The sequence below is a fragment of the Acinetobacter sp. 102 genome (assembly GCF_037028485.1).
Lineage (GTDB): Bacteria > Pseudomonadota > Gammaproteobacteria > Pseudomonadales > Moraxellaceae > Acinetobacter > Acinetobacter higginsii.
Genome location: NZ_JAZEZK010000003.1, coordinates 20,640 through 46,864, shown reverse-complemented (window position 1 = coordinate 46,864; position 26,225 = coordinate 20,640). Strand labels below are relative to the sequence as shown.

The following is a 26,225-nucleotide window of genomic DNA, read 5'->3' as shown; positions in this document are numbered from 1 at the left end:
TTTACAGACTCTACTGCTTAAAAGACATAGAGAATCAGGGGAACTTACTATTCCTCACCCATTTCATCACAAATTGTTCAGTTTTAGTTTTCATTGCTTGTTCTCTGATCAAGGCTTATATATAAATAATGAAAGACAAATAGAAAGATAAAACAACAGGATAATCTATGAATAATTTTATAAACCGCCCCACCTCAGCCTTTATCGCTGCGAGTTGGGTGGCCTTACTCGCAGGTGGCGTTGGCTTTATGATTGGTCTATGGAATGCCAATATGCCCTTGCATGAAAAAGGCTATTATCTAGTGATCTTGCTTTATGGACTTTTCTCTGCTGCATCATTACAGAAAACTGTCCGTGACCAACTCGAAGAAATTCCCGTTACGACGATTTACTATGGGCTATGCTGGGCTTCGATGGCACTTTGTATCGGTCTTTTATTGGTGAGCTTATGGAATGCGGATCTGACCATGAGTGAAAAAGGCTTTTACATCATGTCCTTCTTATTAAGTCTGTTTGGCGTGGTCGCAACCCAAAAGAATATCCGTGACTTAAACTATCTACGTTTGCAAACTGAACTGAATCCTCGCCAGCTCAAAATTGAAGAACAAAGCAGCAAAGATGCTCCATTAGATTAATTCAAAAATGAATGGAACCTTAAAATAAGGTTTCATTTTTTTGTGCAGTGATTAACTATCTTATTGTTTAATCAAACTTAACCCTCATTCCTTACTATTCTCAGCAACAAAACACTACAATCCAGACACCAAAGAGTAATAATTCAGAAAAGCTTCTCCACACTTTCATACTCAAACTTTGTTACATTTGCAGCCATGAAAAAGAGGTCCGTCATGTTTCGGACACGGAGTCAAAAATGAAATTAAATGCTTGGTTATGTGCTGCTGTTTTTGCGAGCTCATCATTGGTTACTGCTGCTCATGCTGATAATGCAACCCGTGTTGCTGCAACTTCTGCGCTTGGTAGTGTTGTAGGTACTGCAATTGGTAAAGAAATGGGTGGAAACAGCGGCGCAATGATTGGCTCTGCACTCGGTGGTGCTGGTGGTGCAGCGGCTGCAAGTAGCAAACGTACCCGTACTGAAGCTGCCATTGGTGGTGGTTTAGGCGGCGTGGGTGGTTATACTGTAGGTAAAAACCTCGGTGGTACGACTGGCGGTTATATCGGTGCTGCTGCTGGTGCGGCAGGTGGTTCTGCTCTAGGCCGTAAAGTCGGTCAAGACCGTGACTATGACAATTACCAGTCTAAAAAATACAAGAAGAAAAGAAAGCACCGTCATCACTAATTCTAAAAAGCACCTTCGGGTGCTTTTTTATGGCCTAGATTTCCCCTAAACATCTATAAAATCCTGAGCAAAATGCTAGGTTGAATCCTTATGCTGAACTTTCTAAAATAATTCCTTATTTTTTATATGCCTTTTATTCCGCATCATGAATACTGAATTACTCTCTCCTGCTGGTTCACTTAAAAATATGCGTTATGCTTTTGCTTATGGTGCCGATGCGGTCTATGCAGGCCAGCCACGTTATAGCTTACGCGTACGCAACAATGAATTTGATCATGACAATTTAAAAATCGGGATTGATGAAGCCCACACCCTAGGCAAAAAATTTTATGTGGTGGTCAATATCCAGCCGCATAACAGTAAGCTCAAAAACTTTATCCGAGATATCGAACCTATTATTGCCATGCAACCCGATGCGCTGATTATGTCAGACCCTGGTTTGATTATGTTAGTACGTGAACATTTCCCTGAGATGCAGATTCATCTGTCGGTACAAGCCAATGCGATCAATTGGGCTACTGTAAAATTCTGGAAAGACTATGGTCTAAGTCGCGTGATCTTGTCACGAGAACTTTCGCTAGAAGAAATAGAAGAAATCCAGAAACATGTCCCTGAAATTGAACTGGAAGTGTTCGTACATGGTGCACTGTGTATGGCCTATTCAGGTCGTTGCTTGTTATCGGGCTATATGAATAAACGTGATGCCAATCAAGGCGCCTGTACCAATGCCTGTCGTTGGGACTATAAAATCCACTCAGCGCAAGAAGATGCCAATGGTGATGTCATTCCTGTTCAGCAAGTCGATACCCAACAGCAATGTTGCTCACAGACATCAAACAACACTAATACGGCGCAAACTGTTTTGGTGCAGCGTAATGATGAAGATATGTTTGCCGCTGAAGAAGATGAGCATGGCACCTATTTCATGAACTCCAAAGATCTACGCGCAGTACAGCATGTGGATCGTCTAACTCAAATGGGTGTCGCTTCTTTAAAGATTGAAGGTCGTACCAAATCTTATTTTTATTGTGCCCGTACTGCACAGATTTACCGCAAAGCCATTGATGATGCACTAGTGGGTAAAGAATTTGATCCTAGCTTGATGACACAACTGGAAGGATTGGCCAATCGTGGTTATACCGAGGGCTTCTTGCGACGCCATGTGCATAGCGATTATCAAAATTATACCGATGGTTCATCACATTTTGACTATCAACAATTTTGCGGTGAAGTGATTGGCCGTCATGGTGACTATATTCGCATTGAGGTTAAAAACCGCTTTGTGATTGGTGATTCACTTGAGTTAATGACACCCAAAGGCAATATCAACTTCAAATTAGAACAGATGCGTGATCTTAAGGGCAATGCCATTGAAAATGCCAAAGGTTCAGGTCATATCGTAGAAATTCCACTCTCCGCTGAGATCGATATTAAATATGCCCTATTGATTCGTAATTTGCCCCACGCCACAACCGAGTTGCAATCTGCAGCACTTGCCTATTCGGCAGATTGATATGGCACTCATCATTACCAATGCATGTATCAATTGTGATATGTGCTTGCCTGAATGCCCCAATCAAGCGATTAATGAAGGTGCAAAACTCTATGAAATCGACCCAGAACGTTGCACCGAATGCGTCGGTTTCTACACAGCACCCACCTGCCTCGCTGTCTGTCCCATCGATTGTATTCAGCCTGACCCAGCGTGGCTGGAATCTCCTGATCAACTGCTGATAAAATTCAATAACCTGAATCTATTCAAGCATTAAGGACTCACTTACAGATAGGTACAAACACATTAAAAGCATTACAAAGTGCCTATCTCTCTTTTCATTGACTGCACTTCACCCTTATTTTGCGATTCAGCATCTGCACTGGCATCAAAATTGCTAATTAGTATTACGTTTTATTCAATTAGTATTACTACGGGTGTGCACCTATGCATCATTCAGTATTGTCAAAAAGGAAAAAGCTTTTATTGAGTTTGGGATCTTTTCTGATTCCCATCTTAATCTGGAGCTGTGTCAGTTACTTACCATTTATCTGGCATCCACAAGTTCAAATTACCAATGCAGGCTCAGCCACTTATCTACAGGCAGGCACCCGAATAGATAAGCAGGCTTACTATGCAGAGGCTCAAGATGCCGTCAATCAAGGCAAAACACCGCCTACAGGTATTCTGGTCAATCCAATTTATTTGCCTGCACCACATCAAGTGGCGAAAGCACTTTTCACTTCGTTTACCACGCCTCCGCAACAGGCCGATGCCCCTTGGTTACATCAAAGCCTATGGCACAGTATCAAGATTGTGTTTACGGCGTTTTTTATCTCTTCATTGATCGGTGTGCCGCTTGGTATCCTCTGTGGCTTTTCCAATACTATTTCCAAGCTAACTGAACCCTTTGTCGAGTTCTTTCGCTACCTGCCCGCACCCGCTTTCGGGGCATTGGCGGTGGCGATTTTAGGCATTAATGATGCTCCGAAAATTGCCATTATCGTAATTGGAACCTTATTTCAGCAAATTCTGATCATTGCCAATACCACTCGAATGGTTGATCGCGGCTTGGTTGAAGCAGGTTATACCCTAGGTACCAATAAGCTTAAAAGCCTGTTCCATGTAGTGATTCCTGCAGCACTGCCTGATATTTATCGTGATCAACGTGTCCTATTGGGTTGGGCTTGGACCTATTTGATCGTGTCGGAACTGATTGGTGCGACCTCAGGAATTACCTGGTTCATTACGCAACAAGCGCGTTATCAAAATTTCGATAATGTTTATGCCGCCATCCTGATTATCGGGGTGATTGGACTGTTATGTGATTTGATTTTAATGAAACTCGGCAACTCCCTGTTTAAATGGAAAAAAGGAGTATAAATATGACAGATCATTTTGATGCCAAAGCCTATTTTGAGCATATTTATACGCGTCCCGTAATGTTGGAAACTAAGCAACTAACACAAATTTTTCAGCATGGTGATTCAGAACGAACCGTACTGAACCAGATTGATTTACGTATTCATAAGCGTGAGTTTGCCTGTGTGATTGGTCCTTCGGGCTGCGGAAAATCAACTTTAAGCCGTGTGGTTGCAGGTCTAGATGACTACCACAGTGGTGAGGTTCTGGTTGAAGGACAAAAAATTAAAGGCCCAAGTTCAGAACGTGGCATGGTGTTTCAAGGCTATACCTTATTTCCATGGAAAACCGTCAAAGAAAATGTGATGTTTGGGCCTTTGATGAAAGGCATCAGTCAAACCCGTGCCGAAGAAATGGCGCGTGAATGGATCAATATTATTGGCTTAGAAAAATATGAAAATCAGTTTCCACATGAACTTTCTGGTGGGATGAAACAGCGTGTCGCGATTGCCCGGGCCTTGGTCAATGAACCCAAGATTTTACTGATGGATGAGCCTTTTGGGGCACTTGATCCCTACACCCGACAAAAAATGCAAAAGCATCTCATGGACTTATGGCAAAACATTGATATTACTATTTTATTTGTCACGCATGACATGGATGAAGCCATTTTACTGGCAGATCGTATTGTGGCTTTAAAAGCCAATCCGGGTGAGGTCAAAGAGATTATTGAGGTCAATTTACCACGCCCACGAAGCATGGAATTGATGCAGTCGCCTGAATTTAAACGACTACGGGAACGTGTTGATCTGTTGGTACATCACCAAGAGGAAGCCCTAGATCCCGCGTTGCAGGATTTACCTAAAATTCCACGTATGACCCAAATGAGTACACAGAAATAAAATAGCGTTTGGGACGACCCAATACGCTTCATTTATTGCTGGACGACCAGCCAATGGTGAATCTCATGAACCATGATTATGTGTTGCCCTTAATTGATATTTCACTCCTCAACAGCACGAGTTTAGAAGATCGCAAACAGGTGGTGAAGCAACTTGATCAAGCCTGTAAAGACGTTGGCTTCTTATACATTCAGGGGGAGCAATTTCAACCCGAACTGTTCGATCAGTTAAAACAAACCGCGCAGCATTATTTTAGCCAAGACCAAGCCACTAAAATGCAACATTATATTGGTCTATCCGAAAATCATAGTGGTTATGTGCCAATCGGCGAAGAACAATTCAAAACCAATGTCTATGATCTAAAAGAATCTTATGACATTAATTATGACTATCTCGGTGAACGGCATCGTCGTCCTTTACTCGGCCCAACACTATGGCCTGAAGATGCTCACTTTAAACACACGGTCTTAAATTATTATCAACATATCAAAGCCATCGGCAATCAACTATTTAAAGCTTTTGCTTTGGCACTTGATTTGAATGAGGACTTTTTTGAACCGCATTCAAAGCATGCGCCAAGCCAATTGAGGTTGATTCACTACCCTTACAATCCCGAAGCACAAGATCAATCAGGTATTGGTGCACATACCGACTATGAATGTTTCACCCTTTTATTTCCAACGGCGGAAGGTTTACAAGTACTCAATAAACAAGGCGAATGGATCGATATTCCCTTAATTGAAAACACTATGGTGATGAATATTGGTGATATGATGGAAATCTTATCCAACGGTCGTTATCTGGCAACCAAGCATCGTGTAAGACGGGTACAGCAAGAGCGTTACTCATTTCCGCTGTTCTTCTCCTGTGATTATGACTATCTGATTCAACCACTGATTCCTAATGAAGCGCCGTTATATCCGCCAATGAAAGGTGGTGAGCATCTATTTAATCAAACCGCTCAAACTTTTATGTACCTCAAGCAACGCATTCAGTCGGGTGAGCTGGTACTTGAAAATGCCCGTCCGCTGTACTCCTTTGGTTTAAATGAACAAGGAGCAAGCGAATGAACCTATTTGACGTACTAGTGCAACTTCAGCCAACCCCAATGGATACTCACTTCCCCTTACCGCGCTATTTACTGGGATGCTTTAGACGTAAAAGTATCAGCTTCTTCAATGGCATGACCGATGAAAAAACCATTGTGTATTGGTTTCAGTCCAAATCTTTCAGCATTGACCTTCGACTGATCGATGCCAATCAAACCCCAGTATATGAACGACAAGGATGGATTGGCGATACTTTATGGGATGCAGATCGTGAATTACTCTCTTGGCAGGTTCATCAAAACTATCAAAATCATATTCAATGGCCTGAACCCGCCAAGCTTTACCCGATCGGCAATAGCATTTTAGAGTTCTCACCTTCCCATGCCTACGTAGAAGATTGGCGACAACAGGCTCAGCATGGCTTATTGCTTGGTTTACGTCTATTTCAAATGCAACATGTGGCAACACAAAAGATTGTACCTATGGATGGGGGCTTGATGATTTGCGATCAACACATGGCTTATGCACAATCACGCCTTCCTCAACAACAAATTCAACTGAGGAATGGTCTAATTGATCATCCTGATAATGATCTAAAAGCAATTGAAAGCTATGAAGTCTCGGTCACTTTAAATGGTTGTCATATTGGTTTTAGTACCATCACCAGTCGTTTGCAGCAATCAATTTCACTGGATGATTTTGAAATAGAAAATGCCAATACCCTGACCCAACTGAAACAGATTGAGGGTGAGCTGTATCGACTTTATTTTCACTTGGATATCTATCAACCTGATTTTGTATTTCATACCACAACCGCAACCACCACGGATACACAACAATGGCTGGCTGACGAGCAAAAGCATTTATTAAAAAATGCCACGCGAACTTACTAATCCTATTTCTATGTGATTGATCTAGACAAGGACGATTGTGATAAAGGGTTCTATTACAATCGTCCTGTTAATTTAGAATCTGAGAGTATAAAAAATCGTTCATTGAGAACGATTTTTTATACTAGAAAATATCTATTTCAACTCATCCACCAACGCTGGATAGATCAAGCCATCTACATCCACTTCAGTTTTATAAATCCCATTACTGACATTGAATTGATTGACGTGATAGGTCGAACCATAAATCGAATCAAAGCCTGTTCCCTTCTGGAACACTTTCTTATTCGCAGCAATATCCAGTAAATGCGTCCCCTTAATAAACTGCTCATATTGTTGAGGATCAACACCAACACGGTTGGCCATGATTTTTACCGCATCTGCATGGGTGGCAGGGTCTTGGATGTATTTCACCGTTTTATCCCACACTTGAATCAGCTTTTTCCAATCCTCTTTATGCGCAGATAAATGACTTGGATTTACCGCCAAGGTATCGTAGATCAAGCCTGGTTTATCTTTGGAACTATAAATAATCTTGGAACCCGCCACCGCTTTTAGGGCTTGATTGGCAACAGGTTGCCAAACTGCAATTGCAGCAACATCCTGACTGCCAAACACTTGAGGAAGTTCATTGGTTACCGAATTGACCAGTTTAATATCTGAGAATGGAATCTTGGCATCCGTTAAAGCGGTCGATAATAATAGGTGATCGACCAAGCCCTTTTCTGTAGCTATGGATTTGCCTTTTAAATCTTGAATGCTATTGATGCCATTCTTGGCAATAATCACATCATTACCCGCAGAATAATCTGTGACCATAATAATCATGCCCTTGCTTCCGCCCGAGGCATTCACCAAATTATCTCCATTGGTAATAAACACCGCATCCAGTTGATTGGCAGCAAAGGCAGAAATTGAGGCTGAATAATCAAACCATTTAAAGTCAACATTTAAGCCTGCGTCTTTGAGCCAACCTTTTTCAATCGCCACTTGCCAAGCCACCCAACCAGGCCAATCACTATAACCAATCGTCATTGGTGTCGTCGACATTGAGTCTTTGGCCTCGGTTGCTTTCTCCGCTGTTGGCACCTTGGCCGAATTATCACACGCTGTAAGGCTCAGTCCCAACAGCACTGAAACGGATAAAGTTGCTATTGCTTGCTTCATAATCACCCCATATCTTTTTTGAAATTTTGCCCAGAGAACATGTGAATCCCACGTTTTGCGACAATACCAATGCCGACGCTTCCTATTCATTTTGCTGTAAGGGTGGCATCACGGCATCCATGAGTTCCAGATGCCCTTTAATGACTCCTTTTAAGGCCGTAAATTGTTGACTAATTTGTTTAAGGTCATTACTGCCACCTTGTAATAGCATCACTTCCAATATTTTTTGTTGATCCAGTTGAATATGTAATGAACTGATCACCTGTTCTAAAAATTTCTGTTGTAAATCTAATAGCTGCATACGCAACGGCATACAACTGGCGTCATAGAGCAAGGTCAGCGTGCCAACCATGACTGCATTTTGCTGTGCCTGCTCAGCAATGAGATGCTTGTTGATCATGTCGACAATTGCCTGAGAGCGACTTTCATAATGCTCTTCGACAATAGTTTGATCTAAGGCCTCAACCGTTTTTTCAGGGACGGTAATACTGATTCGGGTTAGTTTAGGACGAGCATTCATAATGAAGACTACTGTTTAGGAAGCTGGGTTTGCTTTACATACAGACCTGCACGGACGCTCAGTAAATTGGCAAAACAGCGCGCTGCAACTTTGAAATACTGAATTAGGATTGATTGCGTTTTCATAACCACCTCAGCCTTAGTAATACCAAATTTATAATTCGTAATATTTAATGCAGTATCTATGCCAGTTTTTTAGCCAAATAAAGTAGAAAAAAACGTGTGCATTGCTGAATAAATGCACATAAAAAAAGCCCTATGTTTCATCATAGGGCCTTTTCTGCATCATGAATTTAATCGCTATACGGCAGGTGCAAGCGTGAATAATGCCTGTCCTGTTTTTACCGTTTGTGCTTTATCAATCAAGATACTGTCAACTTTCATTTTTGCAGGCGCCAGGATTGGGATTTCAATTTTCATTGCTTCAATTACCGCCAAGGTTTCACCTTCTTCGATAATATCCCCCACGGTACATTCAATTTTCCAGACTGAGCCTGGCATATGTGACTCCACGATCATGCCACCACTCGGAACAATTATTTCTGAATCATCCAGTACTACATCCATGTTTTCGGAAACATATTCAGCCAAGCCTGCTTCGTGCCAGCGACGGCGTTCTTCTTCAAAATTACTTTGTTGAACCTGTTTAAAAGCCTGAATACTGCTTTCATTGTCTTTTAGAAAAGCATTGTAGTCTTTGAGATTCAGCACCCCCTCTTCAATCCGTAATTGCAAACGTCCTGCTTTAAAGTCTTCACGCATTTCCAACAGCTCAGATTCGGACACTTCATAGAAACGGATCTGGTCAAAGAATCTAAGCAACCACGGCTTGTGCGGTTCAAAATTCGGATTTTGACGATAACGGCTCCACACCTGTGTGGTACGTCCAACAAACTGATAGCCACCTGGCCCTTCCATGCCATAAACACACATATAGGCGCCGCCAATTCCGACCGCATTTTCAGGCGTCCATGTTCGAGCAGGATTATATTTGGTGGTGACTAAACGATGTCTCGGGTCTAGCGGTGTGGCAACAGGTGCACCCAGATAGACATCTCCCAAACCCATCACTAAATAAGCCGTGTCATAGACCACATCTTTTACTGCTTGCTTAGATGCAAGACCGTTAATACGGCGAATGAACTCGATATTATCTGGGCACCACGGTGCATCTGGACGAACCAATTGGGTATATTTTTCGGTTGCAAGCTGCGTTTGTGAATCTTCCCAAGCTAACGGCAAATACACAGTTCTAGACGGTACCTGCATATTTTCAATATCAGGTAATTCACTTTCAGCGACCTGTAACAAGCGGAGTAAATCCAGTTGCTCTAAGACTGTCGAATCAAAATGAATTTGTAATGAACGAATGCCCGGCGTCAGATCAATGATGCCCTGAATATTTTGTTGCTGTACCCATTGCATCAGGGCATGAATACGGAAACGTAAATTAAGATCCAAGACCAGTTCACCATATTCCACCAGCAGATATTGGTTACCTGCAGGGCGATAGCTCACTTTGGGTTTATCAGCGCCCTGATCCAAAGTCGCCAACACCGCATTTTTTAAAGTAACAGGCTCAGCTTTGAATACAGGTGAAAAATTAACCTGCGATATCGTTTCATCCTGTAAAGCCGATTGATAGCGTTGTTCTAGCTGTTGCGCCTGTGTATAGCTGACAGGAATAAATCTGACTTTATCGCCTACTTTCAGTTGCCCCAACTTCCACAACTCTGAGTTAATCACCACCGCAGGACAAACGAAACCGCCTAAACTCGGACCATCTGGCCCTAAAATAATCGGCATATCTCCAGTGAAATCAATTGCACCAATCGCATAGGCATTGTCATGGATATTCGACGGATGTAGACCAGCCTCACCTCCATCAATCCGTGCCCATTTAGGCTTCGGTCCAATCAAGCGAATACCAGTACGACTCGAATTAAAATGAATCTCCCAGTCTTGATCAAAAAACATGGCAACATCATTTGGCGTAAAGAAATCAGGTGCACCATGCGGGCCATACATGACCGCAATTTCCCATTCAGTTTTAAAACTAGGGATTTGTTCAGGCTTTAATACAACTGTTTGCTCGGTTTTCGCCTCAGTGATTGGCAACATATCACCAATCAATAAGTTACGCCCTGCATGACCACCAAATTGCCCTAAGGTAAATGTGGCTAAACTGCCTAAATAAGCAGGCAGATTAAATCCATGTTTAATCCCAATATAACTGCGACAACCTGTACTGATACGACCACATTTTAACACCTGCCCTTTACGCACATTGATCGTTGACCACATCGCAACCGGTTGGCCATCCAAACTGACTTCCATCTCGCCGCCTGTAATGGCAATCTGAGTGTCACAATGAAATTTTAAAGTCGGTCCAAGCAAGGTACATTCTAGTCCCGAACTGTTAAATGTATTGCCCAACAATTGATTGGCAACATTCAGACTCAATGCATCCATTGCGCCTGAAGGCGGAACACCGACGTCCCAATAGCCCAAGCGACCTGTTACATCTTGCACTGCAGTTTGAATCCCTGCCTGTAACACCTCTATTTTTTGGGTTTTCCATTCAAAATGATTCAAGAAACGCGTGGTCTGTATGCCTTGCTGAAACACCTCTCCTGCAATGATTTCCTGTAAGTATTCGAGATTGGTTTCAATCCCTGCAATTTCCGTATTGCTTAGGCTATTTTGCATGGCAGCAATCGCCTGCTCGCGATCTGTCGCCGTGACAATAATTTTTGCAATCATCGGGTCATAGAATGAAGAAACATTTGAGCCTGTTTCCACCCAGGTTTCCACCCGTGATTGAGGGTCAAATTTGACACTGGTCAATAAGCCTGCGCTAGGTTGAAAGTTCTTAATCGGATCTTCGGCATATAAACGCACTTGAATCGAATGACCTTTGGGTGGCGCAATCTGTTGCGGTGCTTGCCAATCCCCACTGGCCAAATTCACCATCCATTCAACCAGATCAACGTCATAAACCTGTTCCGTCACCCCATGTTCCACTTGCAAACGTGTATTCACTTCTAAAAAGTAGAACTGTTGTGTATCGGTATCCATCACAAATTCCACCGTACCCGCGGAACGATATTGCACCGACTGCATCAATTGAATCGCAACTTTTTGAATATAAGTACGTTGCTCATCATTCAAATGCGGTGCAGGTGTTTCCTCAATCACCTTTTGATTACGGCGTTGTACGGAACAATCACGCTCACCAAGTGCAATGACATGACCCTGACCATCACCGAAAATTTGTACCTCAATATGACGCGCATTTTCGACAAACTTTTCCAGATACAGCCCTGCATCTTTAAAATTGGCTTGTGCCAGATAAGAAACAGTTTGATAGGCTTCTTTTAATTCCTGCGCATTCCATACCAAACGCATCCCGATACCGCCACCGCCTGCGGTGCTTTTCAGCATCACGGGATAGCCAATCTGATCGGCCTGAAACACGGCATCAGCCAAGTCGATAAGCAACTGACTGCCTGGGAGTAAGGGTACATTGTTTTGAATTGCCAATTCACGTGCAGTATGTTTTAGACCAAAATCACGCATTTGCTGTGAAGTCGGACCAATAAATTCGATACCTTGTTGCTCGCACAAATCACAAAATGCGGCATTTTCCGATAAAAAACCATAACCAGGATGAATCGCTTCGGCCCCAGTATGCTGTGCTGCAGCCAGAATTTTTTCAATATTAAGATAGCTTTGCTGTGCAGCTGAATCACCAATAAAAATCGCTTCATCAGCTAAACTGACGTGTAAGGAATCCCGATCCGCTTCGGAATAAACCGCAACAGATTGAATCCCAAGTTTCTTTAAACTACGAATGACACGACAGGCAATCGCACCACGATTGGCAATGAGTACTTTTTTAAACATTATGTCACCTCACGTGTCACGTATAACAAGTTGAATTTTGGTCGGGTTATAGGCATTACAAGGATTATTCAATTGCGGACAATTCGAAATCAGAATGATCAGATCCATTTCCGCTTTGATCTCGACATATTTACCCGGTGCAGACACCCCATCTTCAAACTTTAAGTGGCCTTCAGCGGTCACAGGTACATTCATAAAAAAGTTAATATTGGGTCCAATATGACGGACATTGAGCTGATGCTTTTTGGCAATTGGGTGCTGTGCCAAGGCGTACATAAAATTATTACGGCAACTGTGCATCGGATATTTATCGTGTGCATAACGTACCGTATTGCTTTCACATGAACACGCGCCGCCTAAGGTGTCATGTCTGCCGCAATTGTCATCGACAATGCTGGCAATAGGACGGGCAAAATTACTAAATAAGGTTGTGCCTTTTTCCAGATAAAGCTGCTGATTTTGCGCCAAAGTATCTGTTGCGCTATAACGCTCTTCGGCATTGTTGGCACTGATAAATAAGGTATCAACGGCTTGGTTGCCTTCCAGATCAATAATGCGGAAGTACTGACCTTGTTTAACCTCCCCCATCCACGCTTCGCCTGCAAGGCAAATCTCATCTAAAACAATCTGTTCAATTTTTGCAGATGCTGTCATTTTCTCGCTCCCCACCTTAATTCGACAATGCGTAATAGCGTGTGTTATTGGCAAAACCACGCTGATTTTGCGTGCATGAATCCCGACAAACGTCCTGTTCAGTTAAGGTATTGGCTTTGAATAGGCGAAGTTGGATATCGGAGGGCTGATAAGGTGTGGATGAGTCGAGTGGATGCGGTGCCGCAGAAAGAAACACCAAACAATCCATTTCAAAACGCAGTTCAATCTTTTGATTTTGATTATCGTCTGTGATGTAGCTTAATCGACCATGATCATCAGGCTGGACTTTTGAAAATAAATTTACCGTCGCACTCAAATCCGCTTGGCCTAGACCAAACTTGGTCAATTCCACCAATAAACTATCTAGACCATTTTGATGCATGTCATTACGCGCATCCTGAAAGTTTTTCTGACCAAAATGTTGTGCAATATGCTGTGCCGTACTCGGACCACAAAACACATCATTCCAGCCATGTTGATCTTGAACAATGGAGGCCATCACACGACCCAGATCAGAATACAGAACATGCCCTGTCGAGAGAAAAGCCGTATGTTGTGCTTTCAAACTATCCGGCATATTAAAGCGCTCCAACTTGTCATCGGCATTGACACAGAACAAAGACACATTGGCACGATGTTCCAGTGCTTCAAACTGCAAAACTGCGCCACGTTGAATGCGATCAGACCAGTGATGCCCACCCGGTAGTGTTTCTTCCCACAGTATTTTATTGTCGTGATAGAACGATTGATTCATAACAAACCTCTTGCGGATGCTTAACCTCGTTATGGCGATATGCCTGTCCTCCCGGGCTTTTATCCCTCCGTGTAGTTCTATCGAACCGTTATCTCTCGGACCAGTCATGTCTCCCTACGGACACATCGGAACCCTAGACAACTTTATCTGTATTGTATGAAGCAAAAGACATGCCAGTTTGGTAATACGATTTTCCATATTCGTAATACTAAAATGATCATTTTTAGATTATTCTAGGTGCGCTTTTAAAAAGAAAGCACCAATTTGATGCTGTGAAATTGGAATGATTGATACTTTTAGGTTTTCTTTATCCATAAAAAAAGCGCCTTACGGCGCTTTTTTAGATATACAAATTAGTTTGCATATACTGGGAATTTTGCACAAACAGCTTCAACTTTAGCTTTTACGTCAGCGATAACTTTCTCGTCACCTTTGCTGTCGATCACGTCAGCGATCCAAGCTGCAAGTTCACGTACTTCAGCTTCGCCAAAACCACGAGTCGTCACTGCTGGCGTACCAATACGGATACCAGAAGTCACGAACGGAGAACGCGGGTCATTTGGAACTGCGTTTTTGTTTACGGTAATGTGAGCATCACCTAACCAAGCATCAACTTCTTTACCCGTTACGTCTTGTTTAATCAAAGACAATAAGAATAAATGGTTTTCTGTGCCACCAGAAACAACATCAAAACCACGTGAAATTAATACTTCAGCCATTGCTTGCGCGTTTTTCACAACTTGTTGTTGGTAAGTTTTAAACTCATCAGACATTGCTTCTTTGAAGCAGATTGCTTTAGCGGCAATCGCATGCATCAAAGGACCACCTTGGTTGCCTGGGAATACAGCAGATTGAAGTTTCTTTTCGATTTCTTCATTTGCTTTCGCAAGGATTAAACCAGAACGTGGACCACGAAGTGTTTTATGCGTCGTTGTTGTAGTAACGTCTGCAATTTGAACTGGGTTAGGATAAACACCAGCAGCAACTAAACCTGCAACATGCGCCATATCAACAAAAAGGTATGCACCTACTTTGTCTGCGATGTCACGGAAACGCTGCCAATCAACGATTTGACTATATGCAGAGAAACCAGCAACGATCATGCGTGGCTTATGTTCCAACGCTAGACGTTCTACTTCTTCATAATCAATTTCGCCAGTTTCAGTATTTAAACCATACTGAACCGCGTTATAGGTTTTACCAGAGAAGCTTACTTTAGCACCGTGAGTCAAGTGACCACCGTGAGCCAAGCTCATACCAAGAACGGTATCACCTGGGTTAAGAAGCGCGAGGTAAACCGCAGAGTTTGCTTGTGAACCCGCATGTGGTTGAACGTTTGCATAGTCTGCACCAAACAACTCTTTAGCGCGATCAATCGCAAGTTGTTCAATCACATCCACATATTCACAACCGCCGTAGTAGCGTTTGCCAGGATAGCCTTCTGCATATTTATTCGTAAGTTTTGATCCCTGTGCTTCCATTACAGCTGGTGAGCAATAGTTTTCAGATGCGATTAACTCAATATGCGCTTCTTGGCGTACGCCTTCAGAAGCAATCGCTTGAGCTAATTCTGGATCAAATTCAGCAATAGAAATATTGGCAAACATTAGCGGAGGGTCCTATATATTAGGGCTTTTAAGCCGTGCTAAAGATTGGTGCATATTGTAGCACGAAGTTTATGGTTTCACAGATTGATATTTATTTAATTATTCGTGAATTTTATTCATTCCTAGCAGTGGTTTTGATAAGCCAAAATCAACAAGCTATTTTTTATACATTTTTATATATTAGAGGCTAAAATTGAAAAAGCCCAATCTTCTCAAAAGGGAAAATCGGGCTCCTCTGGTCTCTTAATTATTGGCAGGCATTTTCGTTTTTACATCATCCACAATATTCACAATATTCGCCTCATAGGCAGTACTATGGTCCCACTCTGCATTGGTAATATATTGGATTTTTGATCCTTTATTTTGAGCAGTTGTGACCAACACATCCGTTACAGCTTTAGGAACAGTTGTATCTTTGTCGCCCTGATAAATAGTGACAGGTTGATTCAACTTCACTTGAGCTGGCTGGGAATCTGTATCCAAGAATGTTTTTATCACAGGAATACCCATAAAGTTAGTTTGAGTTCGCGGGTAACCATCTAGACTATTATTATGGCTTGCAGCATAAATCCCCATACTTTGGACAAAAGCCTGCCCTAAACTTTTGTCGCCACTAGCGCATAAGCTTTCAGCTTTACTTGCCACATCATCTGTAGGAACTTTAAATACATCTCGATAAGTTAAAGCAGGCGCACTATTTCTAAGCCCAGCTGTGATCAATGCAGTATATGTATCTAACTGTGCGTACATCGCAATTTTTTGCGCTAAAGGTGCATTCTCAACTGACGCATTACCATTGACTAAAATCGCAGCTAAATTTGAGGCAGGTGCAACAGCAATTGTCCCTTTATAGTCAAGCTTAGCACGACTTTGATATTGTGCTGCACCTAATGCGGCTTGCCCACCTTGAGAGTGCCCAACGGTCATCCATTGACGTGAAAGCAGTTTACCTTGCCCTGCTAAATAATAGCGTGCAGCAACCACCGCATCGGTAATTGAATATGCCTCACTTTTAACATTCAAGAAAGGATGAAGTTCGCGACCACTTGGCTCTCCTAAACCCTCATAGTCAGGTGCAACCACCACATAACCTGCTGCCAGAAATTGGCTAATCATATCTTTAATAGCAGGATTAGTCGCATTACGACTCGGTGCACATTGATCTGCAACCCCTGTTGTACCATGCGCCCAAGCAACAATTTTCCAGCCACCTGCTGGCGTTGGTCCACCAGGGACAAACAATAAACTGGTTGCCATGGTCTCTTTACCATTTTGTCCTAGCATTTTATACGTCATGACCGAACTTTCAGCAGCCACAGCGCTAAAATCTGTTTTGGTATAAGCGACAGGAATACCCACCACAGGATTTTTAATATTATTTTCTGGAATTTCTGGCTTCGGTACAAACGAAATATTGTCGTCATCATCATTACAAGCTGTAAGCAACACACTTGAGCTCAGCAGTGCAACCGTTAATAATTTCATGTTCATGTCATGTTTCCCTGATTATTATCGTTTTCATTTTAGTGCTTAGTATTTCTTTTACTAAGGCAATTACTTCCATAAGGATGCGCTTAATATCAAATTGTTCAAGTATTTTTTTATTTTGCTGTTTATTTATTCAAACTCTTTTTGATAACTAGAAAATTAAATCGCATCCCCTTCATTCAGCACTGCTGACTATGAATTTCTTGTAAGATATTCGCACACTCAACTCAAGCTAGGTTAGTTTTATGCAAGCAATCATCTTAGATACTGAAACACATACACTGAATGGTTTGCCGATTGAAATTGCCTATGCCCCGATTGAAATTGAAAATGGCAAACTCAGTCTCGATAAAAAACAAATTTTTGATCAGCTTTATCAAGTTGGCCAGCCCATTTCATTTGCTGCGATGGCGGTACATCATATTTTAGAATCTGATCTCGTAGACCAACCTTTTTATAATGAATTTCAACTTCCTGCTCAAACAACTTATATCATTGGTCACAACGTTGATTATGATATTGCAGCTATTGCACGTTGTGGCGTTGATACCTCAAAATTAAAACCAATTTGTACCTTGGCCTTAGCTCGTCGCGTATGGGAAGATGCAGAGGCACATAACATTTCCGCCTTGATTTATTTGATCTCAAAAGGCAGTGATAAAGCACGGGAAATGTTGAAAGGTGCACATCGAGCTGATGCAGACATTATCTTAACCGCCAACATTCTGATGCATATTATTCATCAGCTTAACATTCAAAATATTGAACAACTTTATCTTGCTTCTGAAGACGCCCGTATTCCTAAAAGCATTACCTTTGGTAAACATAAAGGCACTGCCATTCAAGACCTCCCTGCTGATTACATTCAATGGTTAATACGTCAGGATGATCTTGACCCATATTTGCGCAAAGCATTAGAAACTAAATGAGTGAAATAAAGGATAAAGTTCTCAATTTTTATCTTATTTGCCAGTTACTTTAAACAAGACAATGATATTTAATAAATTGTTAACATTATTGTCATTTTTTAACCTTATCTTAATCTCCGTCTAGATCTTGATTTGGGGAGATTAAGAGATGTCACATTTTTTTAAAACAGAGCTTGGGCAAACTGCACTACAAGAACGTAGTATTGCATTGACTGCACGTCAACGTCGTCTACTACTTTTAATTGATCATGAAGATTTTAAAGAACTGGATCAAGACTATAAGGAAAGGATTGCACCGACTGAACTGGTTCAACAACTGATTGATATGGGCCTACTGGCTGAACAAACAACACCTATTGTTCAAAAAGAAAATGTAGCGTCAGAATTAAAAGTTAATGATCTCAAAACACCATCAGAGCCCGTTACAACACAAGAAACAATCGCAATCGCACCAAAACCGATTGAAGTTGAACTAAAACCTGAAATCGAACCTGAAATTCTTGAGTTAGAAAAATTACCTTTTGTTGAAATCCAGCAAGTCATGATTCAAACACTCACGACCTATTGTGGTTTGATGGCGCGTCCATTGATACAAAAAATTCAGTCGATTAGTTCTTTACAACAACTGAAGGCCTGCCAAATGCAATGGATTACGTCCTTGCAAGAATCACGCATTCCACCGGCTCAACTGAATCAAACGTTAAAGTTGATCAATTATTCAGTGCAACATTTATAGAGAAGTGAAAAGAAAGAATTTGAGCCAATCGCAATCCTCTAAAAGCTCATTTAGAGAGACGATGCTTATTATATTATGTAAGAAATTAATAATTTTGGTGCGCTCAGCGGGACTCGAACCCACGCCACAGGCTTCGGAGACCTGTACTCTATCCAGTTGAGCTATGAGCGCATGCGAGCCACATCATAGGCAAAAAAAGCATATTGGTAAATACATAGCCTTAAACAAAAATGTTTATTGCCTATTAAAACAACGATTTTGGTCTTATAGAATTATCTAATTACTTTTAAACAGTTTAATTTAACAAAAACCGATCTCCTTACGCTTGAATCAAGCCCAACAGACAACGTTCTGTTTTTAACACGCCATAAACCTATTTTTCTACTTGGTTTATTTTTTCATATCGCTCAAAATACCCGTTCTATTTAACAACGTGAGACGTTTATGACTGATGCTTTGGTGTTGAGCGGTTTGTCCAAAACTTATCGTAATGGTTTTCAGGCGTTAAAAGGGATCGACCTTACCGTACCTGAAGGTGAATTCTATGCATTATTAGGACCTAATGGTGCAGGAAAATCGACAACGATTGGTATCATCAGCTCTTTAACCAAAAAAACATCTGGTTCAGTTGAGATTTTTGGGCATAACTTAGATACCCATCCCTCACATGCAAAACAATGTCTTGGCGTTGTTCCTCAAGAATTTAACTTTGGTCAATTCGAAAAAACTTTCGATATTTTAGTGACCCAAGCGGGTTATTACGGCATTCCGAAGAAATTGGCCGAACAACGTGCTGAACATTATTTAGAAAAGCTCGGTTTATGGGAAAAACGTAATATTCAATCGCGTATGCTCTCTGGTGGTATGAAACGCCGTTTGATGATTGCACGTGCGATGATGCATGAACCTAAACTGCTGATCCTCGATGAACCGACAGCTGGCGTTGATATTGAGTTGCGTCGTTCGATGTGGGACTTCCTCACCGAAATGAATGAAAATGGCACATCCATCATTCTCACAACACACTATTTAGAAGAAGCAGAAATGCTGTGCCGTCGCATCGCAATCATTGACCGCGGTGTGATTAAAGAAGATACCTCGATGAAAGGTTTCCTCAATCAGCTGAATGAAGAATCATTCATTTTTGATTTAGCTGAGCCGATCAATGGATTTGATCTCAATATTATTGGTTTTAAATTCAATTTAATTGACCCCGTCACCTTAGAAGTAACGATGGACAAAGCGCATAGCATGAATGATCTGTTCTTGTTATTACAGTCACAGAATATCCAAGTCAGCAGTATGCGGAATAAATCGAATCGCTTGGAAGAATTGTTCGTGAAAATGGTCGAGAAAAATCTTGCAGGAGCGGATCAATGAATTTCAGTCAATTACAAACCGCACTCTGGACTTTAGTGGTTAAAGAAATTCGTCGCTTTATGCGAATTTGGCCACAAACCTTACTTCCACCAGCAATTACCATGAGTTTGTACTTCGTAATTTTTGGCAACTTGGTGGGTTCACGTATTGGTGAAATGGGTGGCTTTAGCTACATGCAGTTTATTGTGCCTGGCTTAATTATGATGGCCGTGATCACCAACAGCTATGCTAACGTTTCCTCAAGCTTCTTTAGTGCCAAATTCCAGAAAAGTATTGAAGAACTGATCATGAGCCCAGTACCCTTACACTTAATCTTATGGGGTTATGTGATTGGTGGTGTTAGCCGTGGTGTATTGGTTGGTTTGATCGTCACGATAATGAGCCTATTCTTTACTCATCTAGAAATTTATAATGTATTTGTGACTATATATACCGTCATCATTACTTCATTATTATTTTCACTGGGCGGTTTTATCAATGCGGTTTATGCCAAGTCCTTCGATGATATTTCAATTATCCCGACTTTCGTATTGACACCACTCACCTATTTAGGTGGTGTGTTCTATGCCATTAGTGCACTCAGCCCATTTTGGCAAAACGTCTCTTTAGTTAATCCAATTGTATATATGGTCAATGCATTCCGTTACGGTATCTTGGGTCATAGCGATGTCAATGTATCTTTCTCTTTAGGCATCGTGACGTTGTGCTGTGTTGTCCTCTATGCAGTTGCCTATCATTTATTAGCTCGTGGTTCAGGAATGCGTGAATGAGTGTTGAACATTCTTTATTGGGTAAAGACACCCAATACCCAACTCAATATCAACCCGATGTTTTATTTCCGATTGCTCGTGCCGAGTCACGTCAGCAATATTTACATGTTGACGGAATTACGCAGGGTAAAGACTGGTGGCATGTTTTTGAAATTTCATGGTTGAACCAACTTGGCTTACCACAAGTTGCGATTGGCCGTTTGACATTACCAGCCCATTCACCCAATTTAATTGAATCAAAGTCGCTTAAACTTTATTTCAACAGCATGAACTTCACCCAATTTGAGTCTCAGCAAGCCTTTATTGAAACCGTTGAAGGTGATTTATCTAATGCTGCGGGTGCTAAAGTCGAGCTGCAACTGTTTCAAGTTGATGATTTAGCGATTTCTAAACCTCAAGGGATCTGTATTGACGATCTCATTCCTGAGCGTTTATCAGAACATCCTGATTCGACTTTGTTGCAGTTAGATACAAGCGCTGAAGATGAGGTTGAAATCGAGTTGTATTCACATTTATTGAGAAGCAATTGTCCAGTGACGGGTCAGCCCGACTGGGGCACTGTTTTTATTCGTTTGCAAGGTAAAAAGCCTTGTTATCGCAGCATTTTAGCTTATATTATCTCGTACCGTCAGCATAATGGTTTCCATGAACAATGTGTTGAGCAAATATTTGCGGATATTTGGCAACTGTTAAAACCAGAAAAACTGATGGTCTATGCAACTTATACTCGCCGTGGGGGCTTGGATATTAACCCATGCCGAGTATCAGATTTGTCATGGATGCCCGAGCCAATTCGCTTGGCACGACAATAAAACGAATAAATTTGATATAGAGGACGTTCTTCAATGACCAGTTATTTCGGGATTCTTCCGTCAGCAAGTTTGAGTCAGGACATTCAACTTGCACAAGCCAACCGTGACAGTAAAGAGCCTCAATACCCTTTACGCGACAAAATTTCTCTACAGCTAACTGATGAGTTAATTGACACTATGTTGGTTCACTTGGTTCAACAATTTCCACCAAGTGACAAACGTGATACGACTGAAGGTCTTGCGATTAAAATTCGCGGCATTGTTGAAACCTTGATGAAGCAGCTCCTAGGCAAAGCTTCAAATGAACAAGTGCTTGAATCATTAGCATTCATGGAAAAGAGCTTGTTTATTGATAATGAGGGTAAACAACGTATCGGTACGGTATTACCAGACAATCTTGTCAACGACATGAAAAAAAGCTTTGCAGAAGTTGCTGCTGGAAACGGTAAAGAGCAACGTGATGCTTTAACAAAGCAGTTTAAATCTTTTGCTGATGCCCTCATCCATCACTTTATGACTGAATTCAACAAAACTCTTGGTCTAGGTATGGTGAAACGTGGCGTTGCCAGCGTTGCGACCAGCGGCGTAGAAACTGCTGTTCATATCGTGATTAAAAAACTGATTCCGAGCTTAAGCCAAGTGGAACTTGAAGTCTTTACCAAGCACTTCGACCAACTTTTGGTACAAAAATAAGCCTAGAATGCTGAGAAAGCGACGATTGCCAAATCGTCGCTTTTTTTATGCCAAATTAATCTCTTATAAATGTCACAATTTCTAAATTTACATTGTCTAAATCAGCGTTTATGTTAGCATTCGCGAAGCGTTGATTTACCTGATTTAGAATCGCATGTCTCCAAGCCCGCAATACAAATTTTTACGTCAAGCACCTCGTGATGGCTTGAGCACAGCCAATCAGCCTTCTCGTTGGCAACAACTGCATATCGACCCATGGCTTTGTCTATTTCTGATTCTCAATGCCATACTAGGGCTCACGGTCTTATATAGTGCATCTGCACAAGACGTTGGGCTTGTAAGTAAACAAGCCATGAGCTTTGGTATCGGTTTCGTGGTCATGTTTAGTTTGGCTCAGATCCCACCAAAAGTGTATCAAGCATTTTCTCCCTACTTTTATGTATTTGGAGTGCTGTCGCTGCTTGCAGTGGTGATTTTTGGTGAAGTTCGTATGGGTGCTCAGCGTTGGATTGACATCCCCGGCTTTGGTAGCGTGCAACCCAGTGAGTTTATGAAAATTGGTATGCCGATGATGGTAGCGTGGTTCTTGTCACGTAAAGCTCTGCCGCCAAGCTTCTCACAAGTCATTCTGTCTTTATTGCTGATTGTGGTGCCTTTTCTCCTCATTGCTGAACAACCCGACTTAGGCACCTCCTTATTGGTACTCGCCAGTGGGATTTTCGTGCTTTTCCTCAGTGGCTTATCATGGAAATTGATTGCAGGTGCAGCGGGTGTAGCAGGTGTCATTATTCCGATCGCATGGGAATTTTTACTACACGACTATCAGCGCCAACGTGTTTTGACTTTATTTAACCCAGAAGCCGATGCTCTAGGTACAGGTTGGAACATTATTCAGTCTAAAACTGCAATCGGTTCTGGTGGCTTTTCAGGTAAAGGCTTTTTAGAGGGAACTCAATCCCACTTACACTTTTTACCTGAAGGTCATACTGACTTTATTATTGCCGCCTATTCAGAAGAATTTGGCTTGATTGGCGTTACACTGCTGATTCTTCTCTATTGTGCAATTATTTTTAGAACATTCCAGATTGGCTTACAAAGCTTTCATAACTATGGTCGTTTGGTTGCTGGTGCCTTTGGTTTGTCATTTTTTGTTTATGTATTTGTAAATGCAGGCATGGTCAGTGGTATTTTACCTGTAGTAGGTGTGCCTTTGCCGTTCATGAGTTATGGCGGAACTGCAATTATTACCCTTATGTCAACTTTTGGACTGGTTATGTCTATTCATACACATCGATAATGAGGAATTTTATAAACTTATGTTTCTTCCTACTTTGAATAAAACTTTTAAATTTTTAACTTTAAGTGCTGGTTTATTCTTGAGCAGTAATTGGGCACAAGCAAATGAATTTTACAATCACCCTAATTACTTTGCTTTCAAACAAAAGGCAATGACAACCTACGGCTTAAGCAGCGAACAAATCGATGCTGCGATGAGTGGTGCGCGTAATTTACCCAATATTTTGAACATCATGACTCGCCCTGGTGAAAGTAAACCTTGGTATCAATATCGTTCAATGTTTTTAGTTGAAGGTACCATTCAACGTGGTGCACGTTTTAAAAGCCAATATGAAGATGTACTAAATCGTGCTGAACAGCAGTATGGTGTACCTAAATCGGTGATTCTCGGCATTTTAGGTGTAGAAACGGGCTATGGTGCCAATAAAGGCTCTTTCATCACTAGAGACGCCTTAGCAACGCTTGCCTTTGGTTACCCTCGTCGTGCTGACTACTTTAGCGATGAATTGGCTGCATTAATTTCATGGACATATAAAGAAGGCTATCCAACCAACAGTATCATGGGTTCTTATGCAGGTGCGATTGGTTACCCGCAATTCATGCCAAGCAATATTCAAAAATTAGGCGTGGATTACGATGGTAATGGACATATCGATTTAAGAAACTCTGCTGCTGATGCAATTGGTTCAATTGCCAACTATTTAGCTCAACACGGTTGGCAGCGAGATCGTCCAATTGGCTTCCCTGCTCGCTACTTAGGTAACAATCCAGATAGCGTGATTGCTAAAGATTTGACCCAGCCAGTTCCTTATGGTGAATTGAAAAAATTGGGAGTCGCACCAATTGACCCTTTGGTAAAAATTGATGATCTTGATTTAGTCAATGTTATTCAATTACAAGACCAATTTGGTCCAATTTACTATATTACTTATCCAAATTTCCAAGTCATTACGACCTACAACAAGAGTCGCATGTATGCAACTGCTGTATGGTTATTAGGCACCGAAGTAGCTAGCCGATAGGCTAGCTTTTTTACAACATTATGAAAAGTCAATAAATTTTTTATTAAAAAAGTACACTTAATCAGCAAAATTTATAAATTGTTACAATATTGATTATTTTTTAACCAGAAACTGTAAGTTTTTGCCCTTTTTGTAACTATTTATCGTTAAGGACTAGACACACTTCGTAAGTGATGAATATTATCGCCGCAAGATAAAGTAATTGCAAAAGTGAATAATTAGACATGTGCACTATATTTCAAGGTGTTTTTATTGAAATAGAAAAGCATGTTCTCTAGGAGTTTATACAATGCAGTTTTCGCTAAAATATATTATAGCGCTGACGGCAGGCTTAAGTTTAAGCCCGTTACATGCTGAAATGGTACAGTCTTCATCATTAACCAATGATGTTGAAGGTTCTAACTTGGCTGCCCGCGTACTAAGCAAAGATTCTCAAAATTTTAATTCTCGTTTTTCAAACGTTAATAGTCTTTCAATCACTGAGAGTTCAGGTGACAAAGTACGTCGCCAAACGATCGCTGCTAAGATCGATATCCCAGCAGAAGAGCCTTCAGTGATTGAAAAACTGAATACTGTTGCTTCGAACACCGTTCGTAAATTCAGCCAAAATGGCGTTGCATCGTGGTATGGTCGTCAATTCCATGGTCGCAAAACAGCAAGCGGTGAAACATTCGATATGAATGCTATGACTGCTGCTCACCGTAGCCTTCCTTTGAACTGTTATATCCGTGTAACAAACAAAGACAATGGCAAAAGTGTTGTTGTAAAAGTTAACGATCGTGGTCCATTCCATGGTAACCGTGTATTAGATTTATCTTATGGCGCTGCAAAGCAACTTGGTATGTCTAGTTCAGGTACGGGCAATGTGAGCATTGAACGTGTTGATGGTCCTAATTCTTAATCATTAAGACCATTACTAAAAAGCCGCTTATTGCGGCTTTTTTATTTTTATCTATTACATTTGTTAATGCTTTACGCCTTATCCTATTCTTCGGTATATTGAATAAATAAAAATGAATACTGCAAGGAGCGCGCTGTGAAATCGATTGACGAATGGTTTGATGAATATAGTGACAGTCACCAAAACCAAACCAACAAAAAAATCCACTGGGTCTGTGTTCCTGCCATTCTATTTTCGATCATTGGTATTCTGGCGCACTTTAGCACCTTACTCACCGCCCTATTGCTGGTTTTAACTTTGGTGTTTTACGCACGTCTGGATGTCGTACTTGCAATAGCAATGGCTGCTTTATTAGCCGTCATGGCGTGGCTAATTGTGATCCTACCTGTGGGAGTTGGATTCTATATCGGTGTTTTTGTGATTGCGTGGATCGGACAATTTTATGGGCATAAAGTTGAGGGCAAGAAGCCTTCATTCTTTAAAGATTTACAATTCCTTCTGATTGGCCCTGTGTGGTGCATGGACGCTTATTTAGCTAAAGTCCTACCTAAATGGAAAATTCGTCAAAAATCAGCGCTTACAAGCTAATTTAGCGC

25 protein-coding genes, 1 tRNA gene and 1 riboswitch are annotated in these 26,225 nt (G+C 41.4%); of the genes, 18 read left to right on the top strand and 8 right to left on the bottom strand.

All coding sequences use genetic code 11. The features are described from left to right. Positions 1-167: 167 nt before the first annotated feature. From yiaA to WA352_RS03775, 8 genes are all read left to right on the top strand, one after another. Positions 168-635, top strand: a complete 468-nt coding sequence (yiaA, locus tag WA352_RS03810; protein ID WP_033132973.1) for an inner membrane protein YiaA — start codon at positions 168-170, stop codon at positions 633-635. A gap of 236 nt (positions 636-871) precedes the next feature. After that, entirely contained in the window at positions 872-1,300 is a 429-nt protein-coding gene (locus WA352_RS03805) for a hypothetical protein (protein WP_004806422.1), read from the top strand. Between the two features lie 145 nt (positions 1,301-1,445). Continuing rightward, positions 1,446-2,813: a prephenate-dependent tRNA uridine(34) hydroxylase TrhP gene (gene trhP, locus WA352_RS03800; protein WP_033132974.1), complete on the top strand. Its 1,368-nt coding sequence runs from the start codon at positions 1,446-1,448 to the stop codon at positions 2,811-2,813. Position 2,814: 1 nt separating this feature from the next. Then, on the top strand, positions 2,815-3,069 hold the full coding sequence (locus tag WA352_RS03795) for a YfhL family 4Fe-4S dicluster ferredoxin (RefSeq protein ID WP_033132975.1): 255 nt from the start codon (positions 2,815-2,817) through the stop codon (positions 3,067-3,069). Between the two features lie 170 nt (positions 3,070-3,239). After that, a complete protein-coding gene (locus tag WA352_RS03790) occupies positions 3,240-4,175 on the top strand; it encodes an ABC transporter permease (RefSeq protein WP_033132976.1) in 936 nt (311 codons plus the stop codon). A 2-nt stretch (positions 4,176-4,177) separates the two neighbouring features. Continuing rightward, on the top strand, positions 4,178-5,056 hold the full coding sequence (locus WA352_RS03785; RefSeq protein ID WP_033132977.1) for an ABC transporter ATP-binding protein: 879 nt from the start codon (positions 4,178-4,180) through the stop codon (positions 5,054-5,056). A 53-nt stretch (positions 5,057-5,109) separates the two neighbouring features. Beyond that, the gene (locus tag WA352_RS03780; RefSeq protein WP_033132978.1) at positions 5,110-6,126 is read left to right on the top strand and encodes an isopenicillin N synthase family dioxygenase; all 1,017 of its coding nucleotides are present in this window, start codon (positions 5,110-5,112) and stop codon (positions 6,124-6,126) included. Beyond that, positions 6,123-6,998 (top strand): hypothetical protein, encoded by an 876-nt coding sequence (locus WA352_RS03775; protein ID WP_033132979.1) that lies wholly within the window; start codon positions 6,123-6,125, stop codon positions 6,996-6,998. The genes WA352_RS03780 and WA352_RS03775 overlap by 4 nt, the downstream gene beginning before the upstream one ends. A 132-nt stretch (positions 6,999-7,130) precedes the next feature. Here the strand turns inward: WA352_RS03775 and WA352_RS03770 are convergent, their stop codons facing one another. The 7 genes from WA352_RS03770 to WA352_RS03740 form a co-directional block, all read right to left on the bottom strand. Further along, a complete protein-coding gene (locus tag WA352_RS03770; protein WP_033132980.1) occupies positions 7,131-8,162 on the bottom strand; it encodes an ABC transporter substrate-binding protein in 1,032 nt (343 codons plus the stop codon). An 82-nt stretch (positions 8,163-8,244) separates the two neighbouring features. Then, on the bottom strand, positions 8,245-8,682 hold the full coding sequence (locus tag WA352_RS03765) for a CopG family ribbon-helix-helix protein (protein WP_004654007.1): 438 nt from the start codon (positions 8,680-8,682) through the stop codon (positions 8,245-8,247). A 299-nt stretch (positions 8,683-8,981) separates the two neighbouring features. Further along, positions 8,982-12,587, bottom strand: a complete 3,606-nt coding sequence (gene uca, locus WA352_RS03760; protein ID WP_033132981.1) for an urea carboxylase — start codon at positions 12,585-12,587, stop codon at positions 8,982-8,984. 9 nt (positions 12,588-12,596) lie between these two features. Next, complete coding sequence (locus WA352_RS03755) at positions 12,597-13,241, bottom strand: urea amidolyase associated protein UAAP2 (protein WP_033132982.1); 645 nt, start codon at positions 13,239-13,241, stop codon at positions 12,597-12,599. A 16-nt stretch (positions 13,242-13,257) separates the two neighbouring features. Further along, complete coding sequence (locus WA352_RS03750) at positions 13,258-13,995, bottom strand: urea amidolyase associated protein UAAP1 (RefSeq protein WP_033132983.1); 738 nt, start codon at positions 13,993-13,995, stop codon at positions 13,258-13,260. 46 nt (positions 13,996-14,041) lie between these two features. Further along, positions 14,042-14,143: riboswitch (guanidine-I (ykkC/yxkD leader) on the bottom strand. Between the two features lie 205 nt (positions 14,144-14,348). Then, positions 14,349-15,602: a serine hydroxymethyltransferase gene (gene glyA / locus WA352_RS03745; RefSeq protein ID WP_033132984.1), complete on the bottom strand. Its 1,254-nt coding sequence runs from the start codon at positions 15,600-15,602 to the stop codon at positions 14,349-14,351. A gap of 243 nt (positions 15,603-15,845) precedes the next feature. Beyond that, on the bottom strand, positions 15,846-17,093 hold the full coding sequence (locus WA352_RS03740) for an alpha/beta hydrolase (protein WP_033132985.1): 1,248 nt from the start codon (positions 17,091-17,093) through the stop codon (positions 15,846-15,848). 242 nt (positions 17,094-17,335) lie between these two features. Between WA352_RS03740 and WA352_RS03735 the strand changes: the two genes are divergently transcribed. Continuing rightward, on the top strand, positions 17,336-18,019 hold the full coding sequence (locus tag WA352_RS03735) for a 3'-5' exonuclease (protein ID WP_033132986.1): 684 nt from the start codon (positions 17,336-17,338) through the stop codon (positions 18,017-18,019). A gap of 148 nt (positions 18,020-18,167) precedes the next feature. Next, positions 18,168-18,755, top strand: coding sequence for a hypothetical protein (locus tag WA352_RS03730; RefSeq protein WP_033132987.1), 588 nt, complete (start codon positions 18,168-18,170; stop codon positions 18,753-18,755). 95 nt (positions 18,756-18,850) lie between these two features. Here WA352_RS03730 and WA352_RS03725 read toward each other — a convergent pair. After that, positions 18,851-18,926, bottom strand: a tRNA-Arg gene (locus WA352_RS03725). Between the two features lie 273 nt (positions 18,927-19,199). Between WA352_RS03725 and WA352_RS03720 the strand changes: the two genes are divergently transcribed. The 8 genes from WA352_RS03720 (at position 19,200) to WA352_RS03685 (ending at position 26,217) form a co-directional block, all read left to right on the top strand. After that, positions 19,200-20,135, top strand: a complete 936-nt coding sequence (locus WA352_RS03720; RefSeq protein ID WP_004654024.1) for an ABC transporter ATP-binding protein — start codon at positions 19,200-19,202, stop codon at positions 20,133-20,135. Beyond that, the gene (locus tag WA352_RS03715) at positions 20,132-20,905 is read left to right on the top strand and encodes an ABC transporter permease (RefSeq protein ID WP_033132988.1); all 774 of its coding nucleotides are present in this window, start codon (positions 20,132-20,134) and stop codon (positions 20,903-20,905) included. The genes WA352_RS03720 and WA352_RS03715 overlap by 4 nt, the downstream gene beginning before the upstream one ends. Continuing rightward, positions 20,902-21,717: an NADPH-dependent 7-cyano-7-deazaguanine reductase QueF gene (gene queF, locus WA352_RS03710; protein WP_033132989.1), complete on the top strand. Its 816-nt coding sequence runs from the start codon at positions 20,902-20,904 to the stop codon at positions 21,715-21,717. The genes WA352_RS03715 and queF overlap by 4 nt, the downstream gene beginning before the upstream one ends. Before the next feature lie 33 nt (positions 21,718-21,750). Then, positions 21,751-22,410, top strand: coding sequence for a hypothetical protein (locus tag WA352_RS03705; protein ID WP_033132990.1), 660 nt, complete (start codon positions 21,751-21,753; stop codon positions 22,408-22,410). 154 nt (positions 22,411-22,564) lie between these two features. Continuing rightward, the gene (gene rodA / locus WA352_RS03700; protein ID WP_004806385.1) at positions 22,565-23,707 is read left to right on the top strand and encodes a rod shape-determining protein RodA; all 1,143 of its coding nucleotides are present in this window, start codon (positions 22,565-22,567) and stop codon (positions 23,705-23,707) included. 19 nt (positions 23,708-23,726) lie between these two features. Continuing rightward, positions 23,727-24,728 (top strand): lytic murein transglycosylase B, encoded by a 1,002-nt coding sequence (gene mltB / locus WA352_RS03695; RefSeq protein ID WP_033132991.1) that lies wholly within the window; start codon positions 23,727-23,729, stop codon positions 24,726-24,728. A gap of 289 nt (positions 24,729-25,017) precedes the next feature. After that, entirely contained in the window at positions 25,018-25,629 is a 612-nt protein-coding gene (locus WA352_RS03690; RefSeq protein ID WP_004806381.1) for a septal ring lytic transglycosylase RlpA family protein, read from the top strand. Positions 25,630-25,764: 135 nt separating this feature from the next. After that, positions 25,765-26,217, top strand: coding sequence for an Mpo1 family 2-hydroxy fatty acid dioxygenase (locus tag WA352_RS03685; RefSeq protein WP_004806380.1), 453 nt, complete (start codon positions 25,765-25,767; stop codon positions 26,215-26,217). Positions 26,218-26,225 lie beyond the last annotated feature (8 nt).